Origin of the sequence: Paenibacillus dendrobii (assembly GCF_009807035.1) — a bacterium.
In the GTDB taxonomy this organism is placed as follows: Bacteria; Bacillota; Bacilli; order Paenibacillales; family Paenibacillaceae; genus Paenibacillus_AQ; species Paenibacillus_AQ dendrobii.
The window spans coordinates 1,674,398-1,691,479 of record NZ_WUBI01000001.1 but is presented as its reverse complement, the minus strand read 5'-3'; the positions used below and the strand labels follow the sequence as shown (position 1 = coordinate 1,691,479).

At 48.7% G+C, this 17,082-nt stretch carries 16 protein-coding genes; 14 read left to right on the top strand and 2 right to left on the bottom strand.

The window, feature by feature from the left end:
* Positions 1-181 precede the first annotated feature (181 nt).
* Both rsgA and GRF59_RS07280 read left to right on the top strand, forming a co-directional pair.
* Positions 182-1,261 carry a ribosome small subunit-dependent GTPase A gene (rsgA, locus tag GRF59_RS07285; RefSeq protein WP_423802951.1) on the top strand — a complete coding sequence of 360 codons (1,080 nt, stop codon included), beginning with the start codon at positions 182-184 and terminating at the stop codon, positions 1,259-1,261.
* A gap of 123 nt (positions 1,262-1,384) precedes the next feature.
* Positions 1,385-1,918 carry a hypothetical protein gene (locus GRF59_RS07280; RefSeq protein WP_160496937.1) on the top strand — a complete coding sequence of 178 codons (534 nt, stop codon included), beginning with the start codon at positions 1,385-1,387 and terminating at the stop codon, positions 1,916-1,918.
* Between the two features lie 373 nt (positions 1,919-2,291).
* Here the strand turns inward: GRF59_RS07280 and GRF59_RS07275 are convergent, their stop codons facing one another.
* The gene (locus GRF59_RS07275; RefSeq protein ID WP_160496936.1) at positions 2,292-2,531 is read right to left on the bottom strand and encodes a hypothetical protein; all 240 of its coding nucleotides are present in this window, start codon (positions 2,529-2,531) and stop codon (positions 2,292-2,294) included.
* Between the two features lie 362 nt (positions 2,532-2,893).
* Here GRF59_RS07275 and GRF59_RS07270 point away from each other — a divergent pair, with 362 nt between their 5' ends.
* The 12 genes from GRF59_RS07270 (at position 2,894) to GRF59_RS07215 (ending at position 16,021) form a co-directional block, all read left to right on the top strand.
* The gene (locus tag GRF59_RS07270) at positions 2,894-3,226 is read left to right on the top strand and encodes a hypothetical protein (protein WP_160496935.1); all 333 of its coding nucleotides are present in this window, start codon (positions 2,894-2,896) and stop codon (positions 3,224-3,226) included.
* Between the two features lie 108 nt (positions 3,227-3,334).
* The gene (essC, locus tag GRF59_RS07265; protein WP_160496934.1) at positions 3,335-7,324 is read left to right on the top strand and encodes a type VII secretion protein EssC; all 3,990 of its coding nucleotides are present in this window, start codon (positions 3,335-3,337) and stop codon (positions 7,322-7,324) included.
* A gap of 16 nt (positions 7,325-7,340) precedes the next feature.
* Complete coding sequence (locus GRF59_RS07260; RefSeq protein WP_160496933.1) at positions 7,341-8,168, top strand: hypothetical protein; 828 nt, start codon at positions 7,341-7,343, stop codon at positions 8,166-8,168.
* Positions 8,169-8,174: 6 nt separating this feature from the next.
* Entirely contained in the window at positions 8,175-9,365 is a 1,191-nt protein-coding gene (locus tag GRF59_RS07255) for a type VII secretion target (RefSeq protein ID WP_160496932.1), read from the top strand.
* A 21-nt stretch (positions 9,366-9,386) separates the two neighbouring features.
* Entirely contained in the window at positions 9,387-10,055 is a 669-nt protein-coding gene (locus tag GRF59_RS07250) for a hypothetical protein (RefSeq protein WP_160496931.1), read from the top strand.
* 51 nt (positions 10,056-10,106) lie between these two features.
* Positions 10,107-10,403 (top strand): DUF4176 domain-containing protein, encoded by a 297-nt coding sequence (locus GRF59_RS07245; RefSeq protein WP_237391669.1) that lies wholly within the window; start codon positions 10,107-10,109, stop codon positions 10,401-10,403.
* A 110-nt stretch (positions 10,404-10,513) separates the two neighbouring features.
* A complete protein-coding gene (locus GRF59_RS07240; RefSeq protein ID WP_160496930.1) occupies positions 10,514-10,789 on the top strand; it encodes a WXG100 family type VII secretion target in 276 nt (91 codons plus the stop codon).
* Positions 10,790-10,918: 129 nt separating this feature from the next.
* Positions 10,919-12,961 carry a protein kinase family protein gene (locus GRF59_RS07235; RefSeq protein ID WP_160496929.1) on the top strand — a complete coding sequence of 681 codons (2,043 nt, stop codon included), beginning with the start codon at positions 10,919-10,921 and terminating at the stop codon, positions 12,959-12,961.
* A gap of 39 nt (positions 12,962-13,000) precedes the next feature.
* Positions 13,001-13,756 (top strand): vWA domain-containing protein, encoded by a 756-nt coding sequence (locus GRF59_RS07230; protein WP_160496928.1) that lies wholly within the window; start codon positions 13,001-13,003, stop codon positions 13,754-13,756.
* A gap of 13 nt (positions 13,757-13,769) precedes the next feature.
* On the top strand, positions 13,770-14,576 hold the full coding sequence (locus GRF59_RS07225; protein WP_160496927.1) for a protein phosphatase 2C domain-containing protein: 807 nt from the start codon (positions 13,770-13,772) through the stop codon (positions 14,574-14,576).
* 112 nt (positions 14,577-14,688) lie between these two features.
* The gene (locus GRF59_RS07220) at positions 14,689-15,495 is read left to right on the top strand and encodes an SDR family oxidoreductase (RefSeq protein ID WP_160496926.1); all 807 of its coding nucleotides are present in this window, start codon (positions 14,689-14,691) and stop codon (positions 15,493-15,495) included.
* Between the two features lie 133 nt (positions 15,496-15,628).
* Complete coding sequence (locus GRF59_RS07215; RefSeq protein WP_160496925.1) at positions 15,629-16,021, top strand: DnaJ family domain-containing protein; 393 nt, start codon at positions 15,629-15,631, stop codon at positions 16,019-16,021.
* A 71-nt stretch (positions 16,022-16,092) separates the two neighbouring features.
* Here GRF59_RS07215 and gluQRS read toward each other — a convergent pair whose 3' ends face one another.
* The gene (gene gluQRS / locus GRF59_RS07210; RefSeq protein ID WP_160496924.1) at positions 16,093-17,073 is read right to left on the bottom strand and encodes a tRNA glutamyl-Q(34) synthetase GluQRS; all 981 of its coding nucleotides are present in this window, start codon (positions 17,071-17,073) and stop codon (positions 16,093-16,095) included.
* Positions 17,074-17,082: the final 9 nt, after the last annotated feature.

Sequence of the window (17,082 nt, the reverse complement as noted above, 5' to 3'; positions counted from 1 at the left end):
CTCTTGCTTCGGGGTTATTTTTGTTTTCCTGATCCAGGGATTCTGGTCAATCAGGATATGTTTTTTAGGATGAATACTTCCGCTGCCAAGCGGTCGAACCGATGTGAAAATACGTCGAATGACGTTTTTCTATATAAAAATCAATCAAACACCATTAGGGGGATTTTATTTGAACAAATTGATGCAATACGGCTGGAATAAGAGCTGGGAAAATGAATGGAACCAGGAAGACCGCTCTCATCTCCAACCAGGAAGAATAATCGCTGATTTTGGCCAGATGTACAGAGTTTATACCAGTGAGGGAGAAATATGGGGTGAAATGTCCGGGAAAATGAAGCATGCCCTTCAGACCGGCAGTCCATATCCTGCTGTAGGCGATTGGGTTGAACTGCAGCTGCTTGAGGGAGAGGATCGCGGTATTATTCACGGGATTTTGAACCGTAAAACCAGTATTTCGAGACAAAAAGCAGGAGCGAAGTCAGCACAGGAACAGTTGATTGCGGCCAATGTCGATATTCTTTTCCTGGTGACTTCACTTAATGATGACTATAATCCGAGAAGGATGGAGCGTTATCTCATTATGGCTTGGAACAGCGGCGTCAGTCCGGTCATTTTGCTCAGTAAAGCAGATCTGTGCGAGGATGCGGAGGTCAAGGCGGCGGAAATGGAGTTGATCGCACCGGGTGTTCCCGTGCATGCGGTTAGTGCGCTGGAGGATTTGGGTAAAGAGGCTGTGACCGGCTATTTGAAAGAGGGAGTAACCGTTGCTCTGACAGGCTCTTCCGGCTGCGGCAAATCGACCATTGTGAACTGGCTTGCAGAGGCCGATGAGCAACGGACGCAAGGAATCCGCGAAGACGACAGCAGAGGAAGACATACGACGACCCATCGGGAATTATTCCTGTTGCCTCAAGGCGGACTCATGGTAGATACGCCGGGAATGCGGGAGCTGCAGCTGTACGATGATGAAGGTGGTGGATGGGAGCAGGTATTCGCCGAAATTGAAGCCATCGGAGAAGGCTGCAGGTTCGCAGACTGTCAGCACGAGAATGAGGCAGGCTGCGCGGTACGCGCGGCTGTGGATGCAGGTGAGATCGATGAAAAACGTTTGCTGAATTACCGTAAAACCCAACGTGAGCTTCAGTTCCAATTGAAAAAAGAAGCGCGCAGTCAGCGGAAATTGAACCGGAAGGACCGCTCTTCCAAGGAACCGGTTCGCCGTAAATCTGCGTTTTGGAACAGCCGGATGGATGAGGAGTAGAACATAAGGTGCGGGATGAGACAATCATGATGCATATTGAATGTAAAGGCTTTCTTTTGAAGTAATAATTAGGCTTGCCTCACCAATATATAATTAGGAAGAAAGCTGCGGGAGGTGGAGAGAGTGGGTTTTTTACACTTGTTTTGGGGGTTTCTATTTCTGATTGATATCCGCATTAACGGTTTTGACGTATTGCCGGATGTAATCGGGTATGTCCTCTTCTTTCTCGGTTTCGTGAAACTGGAAAACCGATTCAGATCGCAGCATTTTCACAAGGCCAAGAATATGTCGGTAGGGATGATCGTTTTATCAATGATGTCACTTGTCCTATCGTGGACTTCTCCTCAAGCATGGGCATTTTACTTTTTGTTTATCACCATGCTCACCATCCTGAAGTTGTACATTGTATTTCATCTTTGTTATGGAATCAGCGACCTGGCCGGTCGCAGGGGTCTGCATGAATTCCAGAACAAGGCGATCCAGCGCTGGAGATGGTTTATAGCAGTCGCTGCGGCAGTTTTTATCATGATGCTTATTGCGCCCCTGGCACCGATGCTAGTCATGATAATGAGCATTGTGCTGCTGATCGCTTCTCTTGTGATCTACGTGTTGATGATGCTCTTGACCCGGGAAGCAGAACATGTGCTGCACCGCTAAACGGAATCAATGAAATAAGCAGGGGATTCCCGTCATGAGTATCGCCTGCTTCCGTAGATGAAACGGTTTTCTTCAGTTCGGTCCGATGATTAAAAAATAATCGCGTGGGTAAATATGTAAAACAGGAAAAATGTTCCTGAATGAATCTAAAGGGAGAGGATTAGCATGTCCATTGATCGATTTATTTTGAGAAAACTGGACTCCTGCCCGGAAGAACATACGCGTTCCAGTTTGCTGCAGCTATTCAAGATCCGAATACAAAAAGCGCAAAGGGCGATAAGATGGTAAACGCTCGCATCAGCATACAAGCGATAGCATTTGAAGGGGTCTGTTATACAGACTCCTTTTTGTTGCGATACAAAAAAAGTCCCTCTTAGTAGAGGGACAGTGCCAGCGTGTCATTTTCACTTTTGCTGTGCAGAATGGCTTCAGAGCCTTCGATTTCAATACTGATTAAGGAATCCAAACATTTTTTTAATGCTCTTTTACCATATTGAATCTTATTTTCTAAGGTGCCGCTGAGCAGCTTTAATATTTTTTGGACGGATTGTTTGTTTTCGGTTGTGAAGTAGACTGGGACCAGCTTGTTTTGGAAACTAATTAACATTTTCATAGAAAATCACCTCATTCGTGTTATTCCATATTGGTATTCTAACCCTCGATTATTAAAAAAACCTTAAAGAAAGCTTATAAATACTTAAATTGTGCACAAATTTTCAGAGATTCATATATTTTGTTCACACCTTATATCGTCAAAAATATGTGTTCATTTTACATGAAAAAGGATATTTTATCATAAATATGAATCAAAAACACTTGAAAATGATTCCATAAGCCTATTTTAATTTGGGTTTTAATCATTTAAACTAGTTAATTTGTCACAAATTGACATGTTTATGAACGAGTGATACATTATCATAGAAGTTATTGTAACCAATGAATCATAGATTTACAGAGAATAAGAGGTGTAAAATAGTGATTCTGACCGTAACGATAAGCCGCCGGGAGAGAGAATGGTTCGATATAGACGTACCGGACGACTACCCCGTCATTCAATTAAAGGAAATGCTCGGTATGAGAGTGTACGGCGAATCACCCCGTACCGGTCAGCAATATATATTGGAAGGAAAATTTCCGGACGGGCTCTGGTTTACGATCCGCGATTCGCAGGATATCGCCGAAGCAGGGCTTCGGGAAGGCTCACTGGTAAGGCTTCAACGTGCATTTTCCACGACAGATGAGGAAGCGCCTGTTTTTGGGAAAAGAAGCCTGTTTCAAAATGAGTCGTTTGGGGTAAGTGGGGATTAAGGGAGGAACTTTGAAGAAAAAAACGTGTACAATTACTTATGATGAACTGGAATATAGTTCGATATATACATAGATAAGTATGGGAAACAGAGGAGGAGCTGACGCATCATGAATGTGTTGTATCAACGCTCGCCAAGAATTAAGCCAACGCTTCGGGAAGAGAACGTCGAAATATTGAGGCCTCAGAACGAACCAAGTAAACCTTCTTTCTCTCTCGTATCGATTCTGCTCCCGGCCGTGATGACGATATTCAGTATTGGTTTTTATATATATATGAATTTGTCCGGGAAAATGGGCAACAACTACTATATTATGTTTCAGATGGTTTCTGTCATGATGATGCTGACATCCTATACCATTCCTTTCTTTGTTTATCTCGGCAATAAAAAGAAATATAAGGAACAATTGAAGGAACGTGTCCGTCTCTATCATGCGGAGCTAGGCAAACACAGGGAAGAATTAACCTTAGGGCATAAGGAACAGGTGAACGTGCTTTTTGAAGTTCACGGTGATCCGGATGTCTGTTTTCATGTTGTCAAAAACCGCAGCAGCGTCCTATGGGAACGATCTTTCGAGGATGACGATTTCCTGCATACGCGTATCGGGACCGGAAATCTTCCTTTTTATATGAAAGTGAAAGCGCCGCGGCCAGACGGATATGTCAAAGATCCTCTGATTGAAGCGGCGCAGGAGTTGGCGAAAGAGTTCGAGACCGTCCCGGATGCACCGATCGCGCTTCCACTGTTTCAGGCAAAGGTCATAGGTATCGTCGGCGATCGGGAGTCGGTCATGAATTCGCTCCGCGTCATGATTGCCCAGCTGACGGTTCGGCATTCGCCGGATGAAGTGAAGCTGGCCGCCTTTTACGAAGAAAAGGATGCTGAGGATTGGGACTGGATGCGTTGGTTCCCGCATGTCTGGGACGAGCATCGAAGCCACCGATATCTGTCGGACCGCCGAAGCACGGCCCATCAGCTTGCTGACGAGTTGTTCCAGCGGTTAATGCGCCGCAAAACTTCGCGGCATGAGCAGAAAAAAAAGACGGTAGAACTGCCCGTGCAGGTAGTCCTGTTATCCAGCGGACAGTTGATTGAAGAGGAACCGCTTTTTCCGCTTCTGCTTGAGGATGCAGCGGAGATCGATGCCTGTACCATTATTTTGTCCGACCGTAAGGAAGCCCTTCCGATGCAGTGCCATTTGATCGTGGATGTGAGCCGGGAACAAGGGCATTATTCCTTGAAACGGGAAGACGGTACATTTGAACAAATGAATTTCGTGCCGGACAACCTTGTTCTTGATAGAGCAGAGGCTTTATCGCGTTACATGGCTCCAGTCCGCTTGAAGCGTTCTTTGGCTTCGGACATACCGGAAGTTCTGTCATTATTTGAAATGATGAATATGAAAACCGTATCGGATCTGGACGTGAAACGGCGCTGGAGAAACAACCGTTACCCGGAGAGCCTGCCGGTACCTATCGGGGTTCGTGCAGGCGGCAAAAAAATCAATTTGAACATTCATGATAAAATAGAGAGGCAAGGACATGGCCCGCACGGACTGATTGCCGGGACTACCGGCTCAGGCAAGAGCGAGGTTATCCAGTCGATTGTGGCTTCTCTGTCCGCTGAGTTCCACCCGCATGACCTGTCTTTCATGTTGATCGACTACAAAGGCGGTGGCATGTCTAATACGTTCATAGATTTGCCTCATGTCGTAGGGACCATCACCAATTTGAACAGCAGTTTGATGGAGAGGGCCAAAATATCTTTAAAAGCCGAGCTCGTCAGACGCCAAAAAATACTGAATGATGCCGGAAATCTGCAGCATATTGATGAGTATTACAAGCTGCTGAGACGGGAAGGCGGAGTACCACTCCCTCATCTGGTCATTATCATTGATGAATTCGCCCAGCTCAAAAAGGATCAGCCCGAGTTCATGGATGAGCTGATCAGCATTGCCGCCATAGGACGTACGCTGGGGGTTCATTTGATTCTTGCGACTCAGAAACCTGCAGGCGTTGTTGACGATAAAATATGGAGTAACGCACGTTTTCGTATTTGCCTGCGCGTGCAAGATGAAGGTGACAGCCGCGATATGCTCAAAATTCCGAATGCAGCCTGGATCAATAAACCAGGGCGAGGATTTTTGCAGGTGGGCAGCGATGAGATTTTTGAAGAAATGCAGTTTGCATGGAGCGGGGCTCCTTACGTGGAACAAACGGATTCTCCGGGACGGATCGTTCCGACCGAGATCGCGCTTAACGGGAAAAGGGAAAACCTGCTCTCAACGAGCATGTCCGCCGCCAACCTGCAGATGGAACAGCCTCCCAAGCAGCTGCAAGTCTTTATAGACAAGCTTGCCGCGGAGGCAAGAGAAGCAGGGATAACGAGGCTTCAGGGACCATGGCTGCCGCCGCTTCCGGACAGACTTGAACTGGAGGATCTGCCTGTCTTTAACGAGGTCCGACAGACTGAAGAGATGGAAGGGATTGTCGGGATCATCGATGATCTGCCTAATCAAAGCCAAAGGCCGCTTCATATGTCAATCCAACAAGGGCATTGGGCTGTATATGGAATGCCGGGACTCGGCAAAACGACTTTTGTCCAGACCTTGCTAATGTCCTTGGCCGGCAGTTATTCTCCCCTGGCGTGGCATGGCTATATTGTGGATATGGGGCGCATGATGCGTGATTTCACAGGTCTGCCTCATATCGGGGGCGTGATGATGGCTGAAGAGGATGACCGGATCAAACGATTGTTCCGTTTTTTGGTGAAGACGGTATCCCGGCGAAAGGAAATGTTCGCCGAAGCCGGAGTGAAGACCGCTGCTGCTTATCGCCGTTCCCAAACGTCTCTTCTGCCGCAGGTGATTGTTGTTATCGACGGGTATCTGAATTTTCGGAATTCGTTTCCTGAAGAGAACGATATGTTGGAGTATATTTTGCGAGAAGGAGGTAATCTCGGGATCACGTTTATGATTACCTCGAACCGCATTTCTGATATTTTTGAAAAAGTACGCAGTAATATTGCGAATTCCGCGACATTCGAGTTGGCAGACGCAGCGGATTATTATTATGCGGTTGGCAGACCGGCAAGACCTCCTGGCACCATGCCTCCGGGCAGAGGCCTCGTGAAGGGTCATGTTCCTCCGCTCGAATTCCAGGCTGCGCTGCCATCGACGGGCGATGATGAAGCGGGACGATCCATTGCACTCCGTAACCGGATAGGGACCATCGCGCAGCACTATCCGAACGTGGACGTACCGAAGATTGAAAAACTGCCGGAGCGGATTCAGCTCCAAGAGCTAATGCCGCATTTGGCAAGCTTCAAACCTTCTATGCAAGGGAATACATCATTTAAAGTCCCCATCGGATTGTACACCGATGATTTGGAACCCTTCGAGCTGGATCTGCTGGAAGGACCTCATTTCATTATCGCCAGCCCGATGGAGGGCGGGAAAACTTCATTTATGCTTGCATGGATGCTGTCTTTGGCATATCATTACTCACCGGAACAGCTGCATTTGTATACGGTAGATTCCCGTTATGGAAGCCGCGGCTTGTCTCAGATAAAGAATCTTCCGCATGTGCAGGCGAGCGCCGCACGGGAAGAAGAGTTGTCGCTGTTAATCGGCAATGTGTATGAACAAGTACAACGCCGCGGCAGCGAGGGTAATGAGGCTCCTGCCATTCTGTTGGCGATAGACGATGCGGATATTCTTGCTAAACAGTTGAATGACTTTACTATAAAAGAACAGCTCAGCACGATTGTCAGACTAGGTCGCGACCGCAATGTCCATGTGCTGTTGTCGGGCGTTCCGGCTGATTTTCCAACCTTTGGGGTGGATTGGTTCAATGATGTGAAATCTTGCCAAAGCGGTTTTCTACTCGGGACTTTAGACCCTAACGATTTATCGTTCTTTCGGATTCCTTTTTCGGAGTCCAGCAATGCCCCTGGGAGCTTGAAAATTCTTCCACCAGGACAGGGGTACTACATTAAGCGGAAATTTACCAGAATTAAAGCTGCGATTCCGTTTGATGACCAAAGGGACAACAATCACTGGGTCACAGAAATTCGTGACCGATGGCATGTTGTTGTTTGAGGGGAGGTGGCTCATAATGTTGACGATTCATGCTTCCAAACAGGATACAATTACACTTGATAATAAAGAATTCTTTTTTCTGGCAGGGATAGTGGGTTCTGACCGCCTGCTGGGTGTAGAAGACCCTTTTCAGGGTTATCTTGCAGAGGAAATTGCCGAAGAATGGGATGTCGTCAAAGCGTCTCTCCTGGATAAAGGATACCTTTTAGAGGAAGAAAACGGCGTCGAGCTGGCAATGCCTCCAAAGGTATTCTCAAGAGTGGCAATTGCAGGTTTAGCGGAACGATCCTGCTGGTTAAGGTATAAGCAGAACGATGAAGTATTTGAAGGATATCTGCATGCAACGAATGAACGTGTCATTCAAGTATGCAAATCCGAAAAAGATTTCCAGTACAGGTTAGATGAGCTGGGAACCGTCGAGGAAGCGTGCGAGAGGCTGATAGAGGAAATGAACCTGAAGGATTACTCTACAGCCGAGACGCCTGCCTTGCTGCTGTCGAAAAAGAAATTTGGAGAAATATACAGCCATGCATCCTCGCTCACGTTGGATGATTTATGTGACGAGCTTGCGGATGCTACGAATGACATGGAGGGTTCCATTGCGCTTGCCCGCTGTCTGAAATTCCGGACGGGAGAAGGCGAAATGCATTTATCCACATGGACTGGCAGCAGCTGGGAAACGCAAAATGCTGCATTTGTAGTCAATGATTCAATGAACTGGCTTGTCCGCATGAGCATGAGCGGAGATCAAGACTGGTTAACTGCCAGTCCTGCCAGCAAACAACAATTTCAAGAGATGCTGCTTCTATGGCTGAAGCAGTCCGCAGAATCAGATGGAAGGTGATGATCCGTGCGTATTTCTGTTGAACCGGAAGCACTCCGGGCTTTAAGTCGTCAATTGGAGCAGAGCAGTGAGCAAATCCGCCAAATTACTGCTTCATTAAATCAGGCTTTAGGATCGTTAATATGGGAAACTTCTATCCGGCAATCTCTCTTGAATCAGTGGCAAGCCGCGAATCAGCAGGGAGAACAGCTATATGCTCTGCTGAATGAATTGGGAAGAAATGTGCTCAAAAAGGCAGGGCAGTTCCAGACTGCGGATCAGCAGCATCATTCTATATTGGGCAGTTCGGCATTCTATCATTCTCCAGTTGCCAGTTTCCGGGCTACAAGTATCCAAGGGGAGAATTCTATTCTTCCCGGTTACGGTGGAAGCAATATTCCGATCTCGAATCCGTCTTCTGCCGTTACGGCCGTGCAGGAACAAGGCGAAGGTGAGAATGGGGTAGATGTTGGCTGGGGATATGAGGGTCCTACGACGGCAGGCTGGGCTACTCTTGGCTATGGGGCGCTGATGCTGGGCACGATGGTCAAAAGCGGATTCAATGTCAATATGAGAAACAATGGTTCAGTCGCGACGATCAAGGGAGCACGCTCAGCTTTTGCGTTAAATGAAGGAATCAAGGGGACTCGCTATACGTTAAATAATGCTGCGAAAAATCCGCAGGTCTGGAAATTCGTAGATCCGAAAATTGCTGCGAAAGAGTCGCTTTCCATCAAGGGAATCGGCGGAAAGCTGGGGTATGCGGGTCTGCTGTTCGATACTGGCGTTTCCGGATTTCAGGATTACAAGCGCGGAGGAGCAAGCCGGGCGGCGGCAAGCGTACTGGTGAACGGAAGTTTGGGGCTTGGAACGTTGGCAAGCAGCGCAGCCATCGGCGCCGCGGTCGGCTCAGCCGTTCCCGTAGCCGGAACGGCTGTGGGAGCGGTAGTAGGCTTGGCTTCGGGCGTCGTTATATCGGCTGTTACTGATATTGAAATCAACGGCAAATCGCTGAAGACCTACGCGGTTGATGGCGTGGATGCAGCCATTGACGGAACTGTCGAGGGGGCAAAGGCCGCAGCGGAAGGTGTAAGCCACGCGGCTAAGGAAACCCTTCAAGTGGTTTCGGATTCCGTTAAGGCCGTGTCTCAAGGCGCCAGCGAACTGGCGGAGCAGGTGAAAAATAAAATGGGCAGGATCGGCAGGATATTCGCCTGAAGCAAAGGAGTGAGGACCTGAATGAACAGCGGCATTTCTCAGCAAAAGCAAAGTTCAATAGATGATTTTACCGGGGTGTATCCACTTCGCATCATACGATCCCAAACGGTGAGTCTGCTCTTGCTCCCGAACGTGTTGCTGCTCATTCTGGCTTTTGCAGATCCTTACGAAACATTGTGGGCATGGATGCTGCTGGCACCACTTGCCGTACTGGATATCTTCGGCCTGATTGTATTGATTTCCCCAGGCAGAATGCAAACATTCCATTTGTTTTTTCTTGGTATGCTCGGAATATTGGGTTCGGCAGCTTTCACGGCAGCTGCGAATAAGCTTGCTTACGCCACGCTTGGCATGTCTTCGCCATGGTTTCTAATTGCAACGGGAGCCGGATATTTCCTCGTATTCGGGTTACTGTACCGCATACATATCAAATTATTGTACGGAGGGTATTACTCCCGGGAGGAACATGAGACGTTATCCGGAGAAGGCAAAGGGCTTCGAAAGTCACAAGGGATTATTCTGGCCTGCTCCGGTGGAGGGATTCTGGTAGGAAGCATACTGATCAAGGCACTTGGAGGATATAACATCAAGATCATGCTGATCATGCTGCTTCTGTTGCTGTTTGCATTGGCTTACATGATGTTCGCGAATAATCTTCATAAGTATATCTTATTGAAGAGAGGACACTAGCTTTCCGATTTAGGGATTCAAAAAGACATATACATATTGTCAATAGAGAGGATGGTTGAACAAACGATGGAGGAACGGGATCACACGAAATCATTGCTTCCGCTCGGATCGGTAGTTCTGCTGAAAGGCGCCCAGAAGAAGTTAATGGTTTACGGACGCAAGCAGATCCAAATGGAGAGCAACACCTTGTATGATTATTTGGGTGTTGTCTATCCGGAAGGATACATCGACCCCAACTATACTTTTTTGTTCAATCATGAGGATATCGACAAAATCGAATTTACCGGATTCTCCAATGATGAGGAAGAAAGATTCCATAAGCTACTGGAAGATGTTTCAATAGGATAACAAGCGGGTATAAGGAATCAGGACTAACGACTTTAGATAAAATTGGGAATTTATAGTATAGTCTAGATCGATGTTTGAAGAATTCAATCGAACTTTGAAGGAGGCACATGATGGCAGGACGTATCTTAATTTCCCCTGAGCAGATTGATACGGTGGCGAACCAGTTCAAGCAAAGCGGCGAGCAAAGTCAGCAAATCGTTACTGGCTTGACGCAAGCCATTCACGGCATGGAAGGTCAATGGGAAGGGATGACCAAACAGCGCTTTTTCCAGGAATTCCAGGAAGCGGGCAAGCAAATGCAATCCTACGTACAGATTCTAAATAGCATTAGTCAAGAGTTGACGGCAATTGCCCAGAAATTCCGCACCGTCGACGAATCCCGATAAAATGTATGCTTATAAGTTCAAAGTATATGGGTTGGAACCAATCCTTATATTAGTGCAGAAACCGGGTGTTTGCGAACTCCCGGTTTTCTTGCAGTCTATTTTTGTTATGAATAAAGAGAGGGGATGTCTATGTCTTTTCAGCCTAATCCGGGAGATTTCATCCGCATCAATGGAAAAGCTTATACGGTGGGTCAGCATCCAGCCGCACCCGGTTTGGCCTATGCTCAAGCTGGAAGACAAGGGATCGTCTATCAGTTGATTCCAGTCGAAGGCGGACCGCAAGATGCAAAAGCCCTAAAAGTGTTCTTCCCGAAATTCCGTATCCCCGCCATGGTCTATCAGTCTGAAACGATGGAGATTTACAGTGAAAGCCCGGGCTTGCAGGTCTGCAGTCGAGACGTGCTCACTCCCGAAAGAAACGGAGAAATCATTGCCGAACATCCGGACCTGCTGTATGCCGTATTGATGCCTTGGGTTTACGGATTAACCTGGTTTGACATCATTGCCGACCAGCGGCAGCTGAAACGAATGGAAAGCCTATCGCTTGCAAAAGCACTTTCCGGCATTGGTTCGGGAATGGAGCAGCGTGGCTTGGCCCACTGCGATTTGTCTGCGCCGAATGTGATGCTTCCGTTTTTTTCTGAAGTTGATTTACCGGACAAGAGATCGGCTGTCGAATTGGTTGATGTCGAACAAATGTACAGCCCCAAAATGGATCGTCCCGATGTGTTGCTGACAGGGTCGCCAGGATATGCGGCGCATCGTACGGTGCAAAGTGGACTCTGGAGTGGCTATGCCGACCGGTTTGCCGGCGCAATTATCATTGCCGAAATGCTGGGTTGGTGCGATCCGCTGGTTGTGGATAAGTCATGGGGAGAAAGTTATTTCGACCAGCATGAAATGCAGAATCCATGTGAGCGATACTTCATTCTGAGAAAATCTCTGGAACGCAATTGGGGTACAAAAGTTGCAGAGCTGTTCACTCGGGCGTGGGAGAGTCAGGATGTCAGCAGCTGTCCGACATTCGGTGAATGGTTGGTCATTTTGTCGTCCTTGAACGAAGAGCAGCTTCTTCAGGATGAGATCAATATCGCGGCGGCGGCTGACGAGCGGAAGGAAAGAGAAAGAGTCCAGTTTCAGGATGCCGCTCCTGAAGTCGCAGCTGCATTGCCTGTCGCGGATAGGAAGGAACCGGTCTTGCCGCCAGCAGCGCCAAGCCCTAGCCGAAACGGCCAGGATAACGGCGTGGTTAACCGATTATTCCTTCAGGCGAGGGAAATGGAACAGGCTGGAAATATCAAGGGCGCGCTTGAGGTCTATCGGTCGGCGCATCATTTCGTGCAAGCAGGCTCTCCGATGCAGATCGAGCTGGAAGCTGCTATACAGGGACTTGAGGAGACGTTACATCCGAAGCCGGAGGAAGTAGATGTGAAGAAGCTCCCCTTTTATCGTTCCCGCAAATGGATCGCTATCGCTGTTGCGGCACTGATTCTCATCGGCGGTTCCGGTTTTACCGTGAATCAAATTTTGGCAGACCGGGCAGAAACCCGTCAGAAGGAAGCAGAAGCGACAGAAGCCCTTGCAAAACAGCAGGAAGAAGTCAGGTTGGCAGCGCTTCGGCAGCAGCAGGAAGAACAGCGCCAGAAGGATGCAGAGGAGCAAAATCGCAAGCAAAATGAAGAGAATCAAAAGCTCGCGCAGCAACTCGCGCAGCAAAAGGCTGAAAAACAGAAACTGCAGGAGCAGTATGTTAAACAGTCCCAGTATGAGGCTTATCTTGCCCAGCAAAAGCTTGCTCAAAAGAAAAAGGATGCTCAAAAAAAGAAGCTGCAGGATATGTACGATAAGCAGGCTCAATATGAAGCGTACCAGAAACAACAGAAGATTCAGCAGGCCAAGGAAGAAGCAGCACGCAAGGAGGCTGCGGCAAAAGCGAAGTCGCTTCAGCAAAAACGCTCGAATCAGGTGGTTCAGCTGATTGCTTCCTACAATCAGGCGTACAATGCGCAAAAGGGCGATAATCCGGCGAAGGCAAAGGCATATGCCAAGAGCTTCATCAACCTGTATGAACAGGACGCAGCCTATTTCAGAACGGTAGGGAAAATCAGCACTCGCGCCAATGGAATATATAAATTCCTGGCAAATTCGGGTTATCAGTTACCCAATGTCTAATCTGGACGAATAACACAAAAAGGGGAGTTATATCACAAGATGAATTATACGATTCAGGCTTCCCAGCGAACGCCCGCGCTTATTATTTACTTGATAGATATCAGTGCTTCTATGAACATGCTGATGGATGACAAGCGGCGTATTGACGTCGTCTATGAAGCCTTAGCGCTCGCTATCCGCCAGATGGTGTTCCGCTCAACCAAGGGGAATCGGCTTACCCCCCGGTACCGGATTGCCATTTTAGCATACAGCGACGATGTGTATGATTTGTTGAACGGCATCAAGGGGATCGATGAGGTTGCGGCGGTCGGATCACTTCCGGATTTGACCCCCAAACGATTCTCGGATTCGGCAAAAGCATTTCTCCAAGCTGAACGAATCTTGCAATCCGAGCTTCCCCATATGCAGGATTGTCCCGCACCGCTGGTATGTCATATGACGGATGGCGTAGCTACTGGAGACGATCCGGAACCCATCGCCAAACGTATCATGAGCATGAGCGTACCGGATGGAAATGTACTTGTCGAGAATATATTCATTTCCGATCATATGCTGGATCAACCTATTTTGCAGCCGCGGCGCTGGAAAGGGATACATCCCGAAACCGAGCTGCAGGACGAGCATGCGGCGAAGCTGCGAAATATGTCCTCGCCACTGCCGGAGAGCTACCGGGAAATGCTGGCTGAGGCAGATTATCTACTCGCTCCGGGAGCGTTGATGATGCTTCCGGGAAGCTGCGCAGAGCTCGTGTCCATCGGATTCCAAATGTCGGCGGCAACGCCTGTCAGAGCGTAGGAAGGGGTAATCTATGAAAACCAATACGTCGGCAACTAGCGATAAGTTCACGTTTATCAGTTCGCAGTCCTCCGAGCATCGGCTTTCTACATATCAGGGGCAATTTGCTTGCAGATACGCTTATGGACGCGCGATGGAAAGCTTGATCCAGGGAGAAAAAGGGCAGGATTTTGTTGGCGTTCATATTGATGGAGATACTTGTAATTTTGTTGTTTGCGACGGTGTAGGGCAGAGCTATCAAGGTGATTTTGCGGCCCGGTTTCTTGGCAATACGCTGATGGACTGGCTGGGGAGGACCCGCGAGTGGTCTTCCGCTGCTTTTGCCGGCTTTATGCAGGATATTACCGGAGCAGCCTCGGAACAGCTTAAACATCTGACACCTCCTGGCGAAGTGCCTGCCCTACTGCGAGAAGTGCTGGAAGACAAGCAGAAGCTGGGCAGTCAAACAATGTATATTTGCGGTCGCATTGAGCTCCCTTCGGCGAAAAAACGGCAAGGAAGAATATGGATGGCATGGCAGGGAGACTCGAGATTGCGTTTCTGGAAAAATGACGCGGAAATCAGCGAGCATTTTCACGCTACGATGTTGACGAATGAACGCTGGTCGACGTTAACCGGGCCTGTCGGCGGGTTGCCGCATGTCTACCAGACCAGATTGGAATACGGCCTTCCTATGCGCCTTCAGCTGTATACAGACGGCCTGGATGATCTAGATCCGATACGTCAAGTGTTGCCTGATGAGCAAATTCAGATACTGCTGGATGCTCCGCATACGGGCGGGCTGGAGGATGACGCCGCTTTTTTGGAACTTCGGTGGTAGAAACACATGCATGAAAAATGTTTTTGACGATATGATTAATGAAAGCCTCTTTATGGGTAATCTTGAGACAGATGAATCATAATAGAATCAGGATACCAAAGGAGAGATTCGAATGAGCCAGGGGCAGGTCAATAAACTGCGTTTTACAGGAAAGACGGCGATTGTAACGGGAGCAGGTTCCGGCATTGGAAAAGCGGCGGCCATCAAGATGGCAACGGAAGGAGCCAATGTGGCTTTATTCGATCTTTTGAATGATCGCACGTCACAGACGGAAGCGGAGATCAATGCCATTCGTCCGGGCGCTGCACGCGCGTTTGATGTAGATACGTCAGATGCTGCTCGGGTGGAGAAGGCTGTACTCGAAACGGTAGAGCTGTTCGGCGCGGTCGATGTGGTATTTGCCAATGCGGGAATCAACGGGGTTCTTTCGCCGATTGAGGACATGAAGTTGGAGGATTGGCAGCATACGTTGAGCGTGAACTTGAATGGTACATTCTTAACGGTGAAGTATGCTATTCCGCATCTGAAAAAGCAGGGAGGGAGCGTCATCATTACCTCCTCCATTAACGGGAACCGAACGTTCTCGAACTTTGGGATGTCCGCCTACAGTACGTCGAAGGCTGGACAAGTGGCCTTTGCCAAAATGGCGGCACTGGAGCTTGCGAAGTTCAAAATTCGCGTCAATGTCATCTGCCCGGGCTCCATCTCAACGAACATCGATCAAAGCACGGAGAAGACGGAACAATTGAAGGAAATCGTCATCCCGGTGCAGTTTCCTGAAGGCAGCCAGCCGCTGGCGGATGGTCCCGGGGATCCGGAAAATGTGGCCGACCTCGTGGCGTTCTTGGGCTCAGATGAATCCTGCCATATCACAGGGGCACAGATCATCATTGATGGAGCGGAATCGCTTCTATGTTAGGTAAAGAATCTGGATTACAAGCCGTTTTCGCAGCAGCGGAAGCGGCTTTTCTCTGGTTTGACAACATTGGCTGTTACATGATTACATAGAGTGAAGCAAACCTTTACCATCTATGAAGGAGGCGGACTATTCCATGAGCATCATGTCCTGGCTTGCAGAGCAAAGAATTAATCAAGCGATGGAACGGGGAGAATTCAAGGATCTTGCCGGCAAAGGAAAACCGCTTGAGTTTGAGGATATGTCGCAAATTCCCGTGGATCTTCGGATGTCATATAAAATAATGAAAAATGCGGGATTTATCCCGGAAGAGCTGCAGCTGCAGGGCGAACTGCTGAAGCTGCAGGACTTGATCCATGCATGCGAGAACGCCGGCGAAAAGCAAAAGCTGAAAAAAACGATGACCGAAAAGAAGCTGCGCTTTCAGATGCTGATGGAACAACGAGGCTTAAGCGGCAGTACGGCATTTTTGGAATATGAGCAAAAGATACGGGACAGACTGCAGGATCCCAAAGCTCCTGTGAAGTAAGGCGCATTGAATAGAAAAACCTCTATCTTTACCTTCAGGTTTAAGGCAAAGATAGAGGTTTTTTTGCGGGTTCAGTTTCGGTGGAGATAAGAAAGCTTGTCATCGGTAATGAGGACAGGTTCTGATGAGAGTTTTTCCATGTCAAATAACGGGATGCACTCTTGGGCGGTTAGTGGTTCCGGCGTCTCTGCCAGTCCTGCGATCCACATCAGCCAGCCAATCAACTGCTCAGGGGCCATTCCCATCTCACGAAGGGCGGCCAGGCTGGTTCCACCATGCCGTTTCGCAAGACGCTTGCCGTCCGGACCCATAAACAGCGGAGCATGGGCAAAAGCCGGAGCTTGTAATCCCAATGCCTTGTATAGCTGGAGTTGTCTTGGAACGGAATCCAGAAGATCGGCTCCCCTGAGTACATGCGTAATATGCATCCGGTCATCGTCAACGACGACGGCCAGCTGATAGGAGATCATTCCATCGGCTCTCCTTACGATAAAATCGCCTCCGTTGCCTGCATCGAACTCCTGCTGGCCGGCAATGCCATCTTGAAACGAAATACGTTCTTGGCTAACTCTGAAGCGCAGCGAAGGCTGCTTGAGTACAGATTTACGGGCGGCTTCCTCTGGGGTTAGATAACGGCAGGTTCCCGGATAGGCAGGGCCCTCCGATGACAGGCCGTGCGGAGCGCGGGCAGCCGCCAGAAGATCAGCCCGGCTGCAATAACACGGATACAGGCAGCCCTGATTCTTGAGGAACTTGAGGGCTTCCTCGTAATATTCCGTTCGTTCGCTTTGCGTATAGGGACCATAGGGACCGCCAACATCGGGACCTTCATCCCAATCCAGTCCGAGCCAATACAGATCTCGGAGAATCTGACTTGCCAGATACGTTCTGGAGCGCTGGGTATCGATATCTTCCATCCGGAGCACAAAGGTTCCACGCATGCTGCGGATCTGAAGCCACGAGAGCAGAGCTGCCCAGGCATTGCCGATATGCAGCTCGCCTGAAGGCGTAGGTGCGAATCTCCCTCGCACCGGACGGATGTTATGGCTCATGTGAAATCG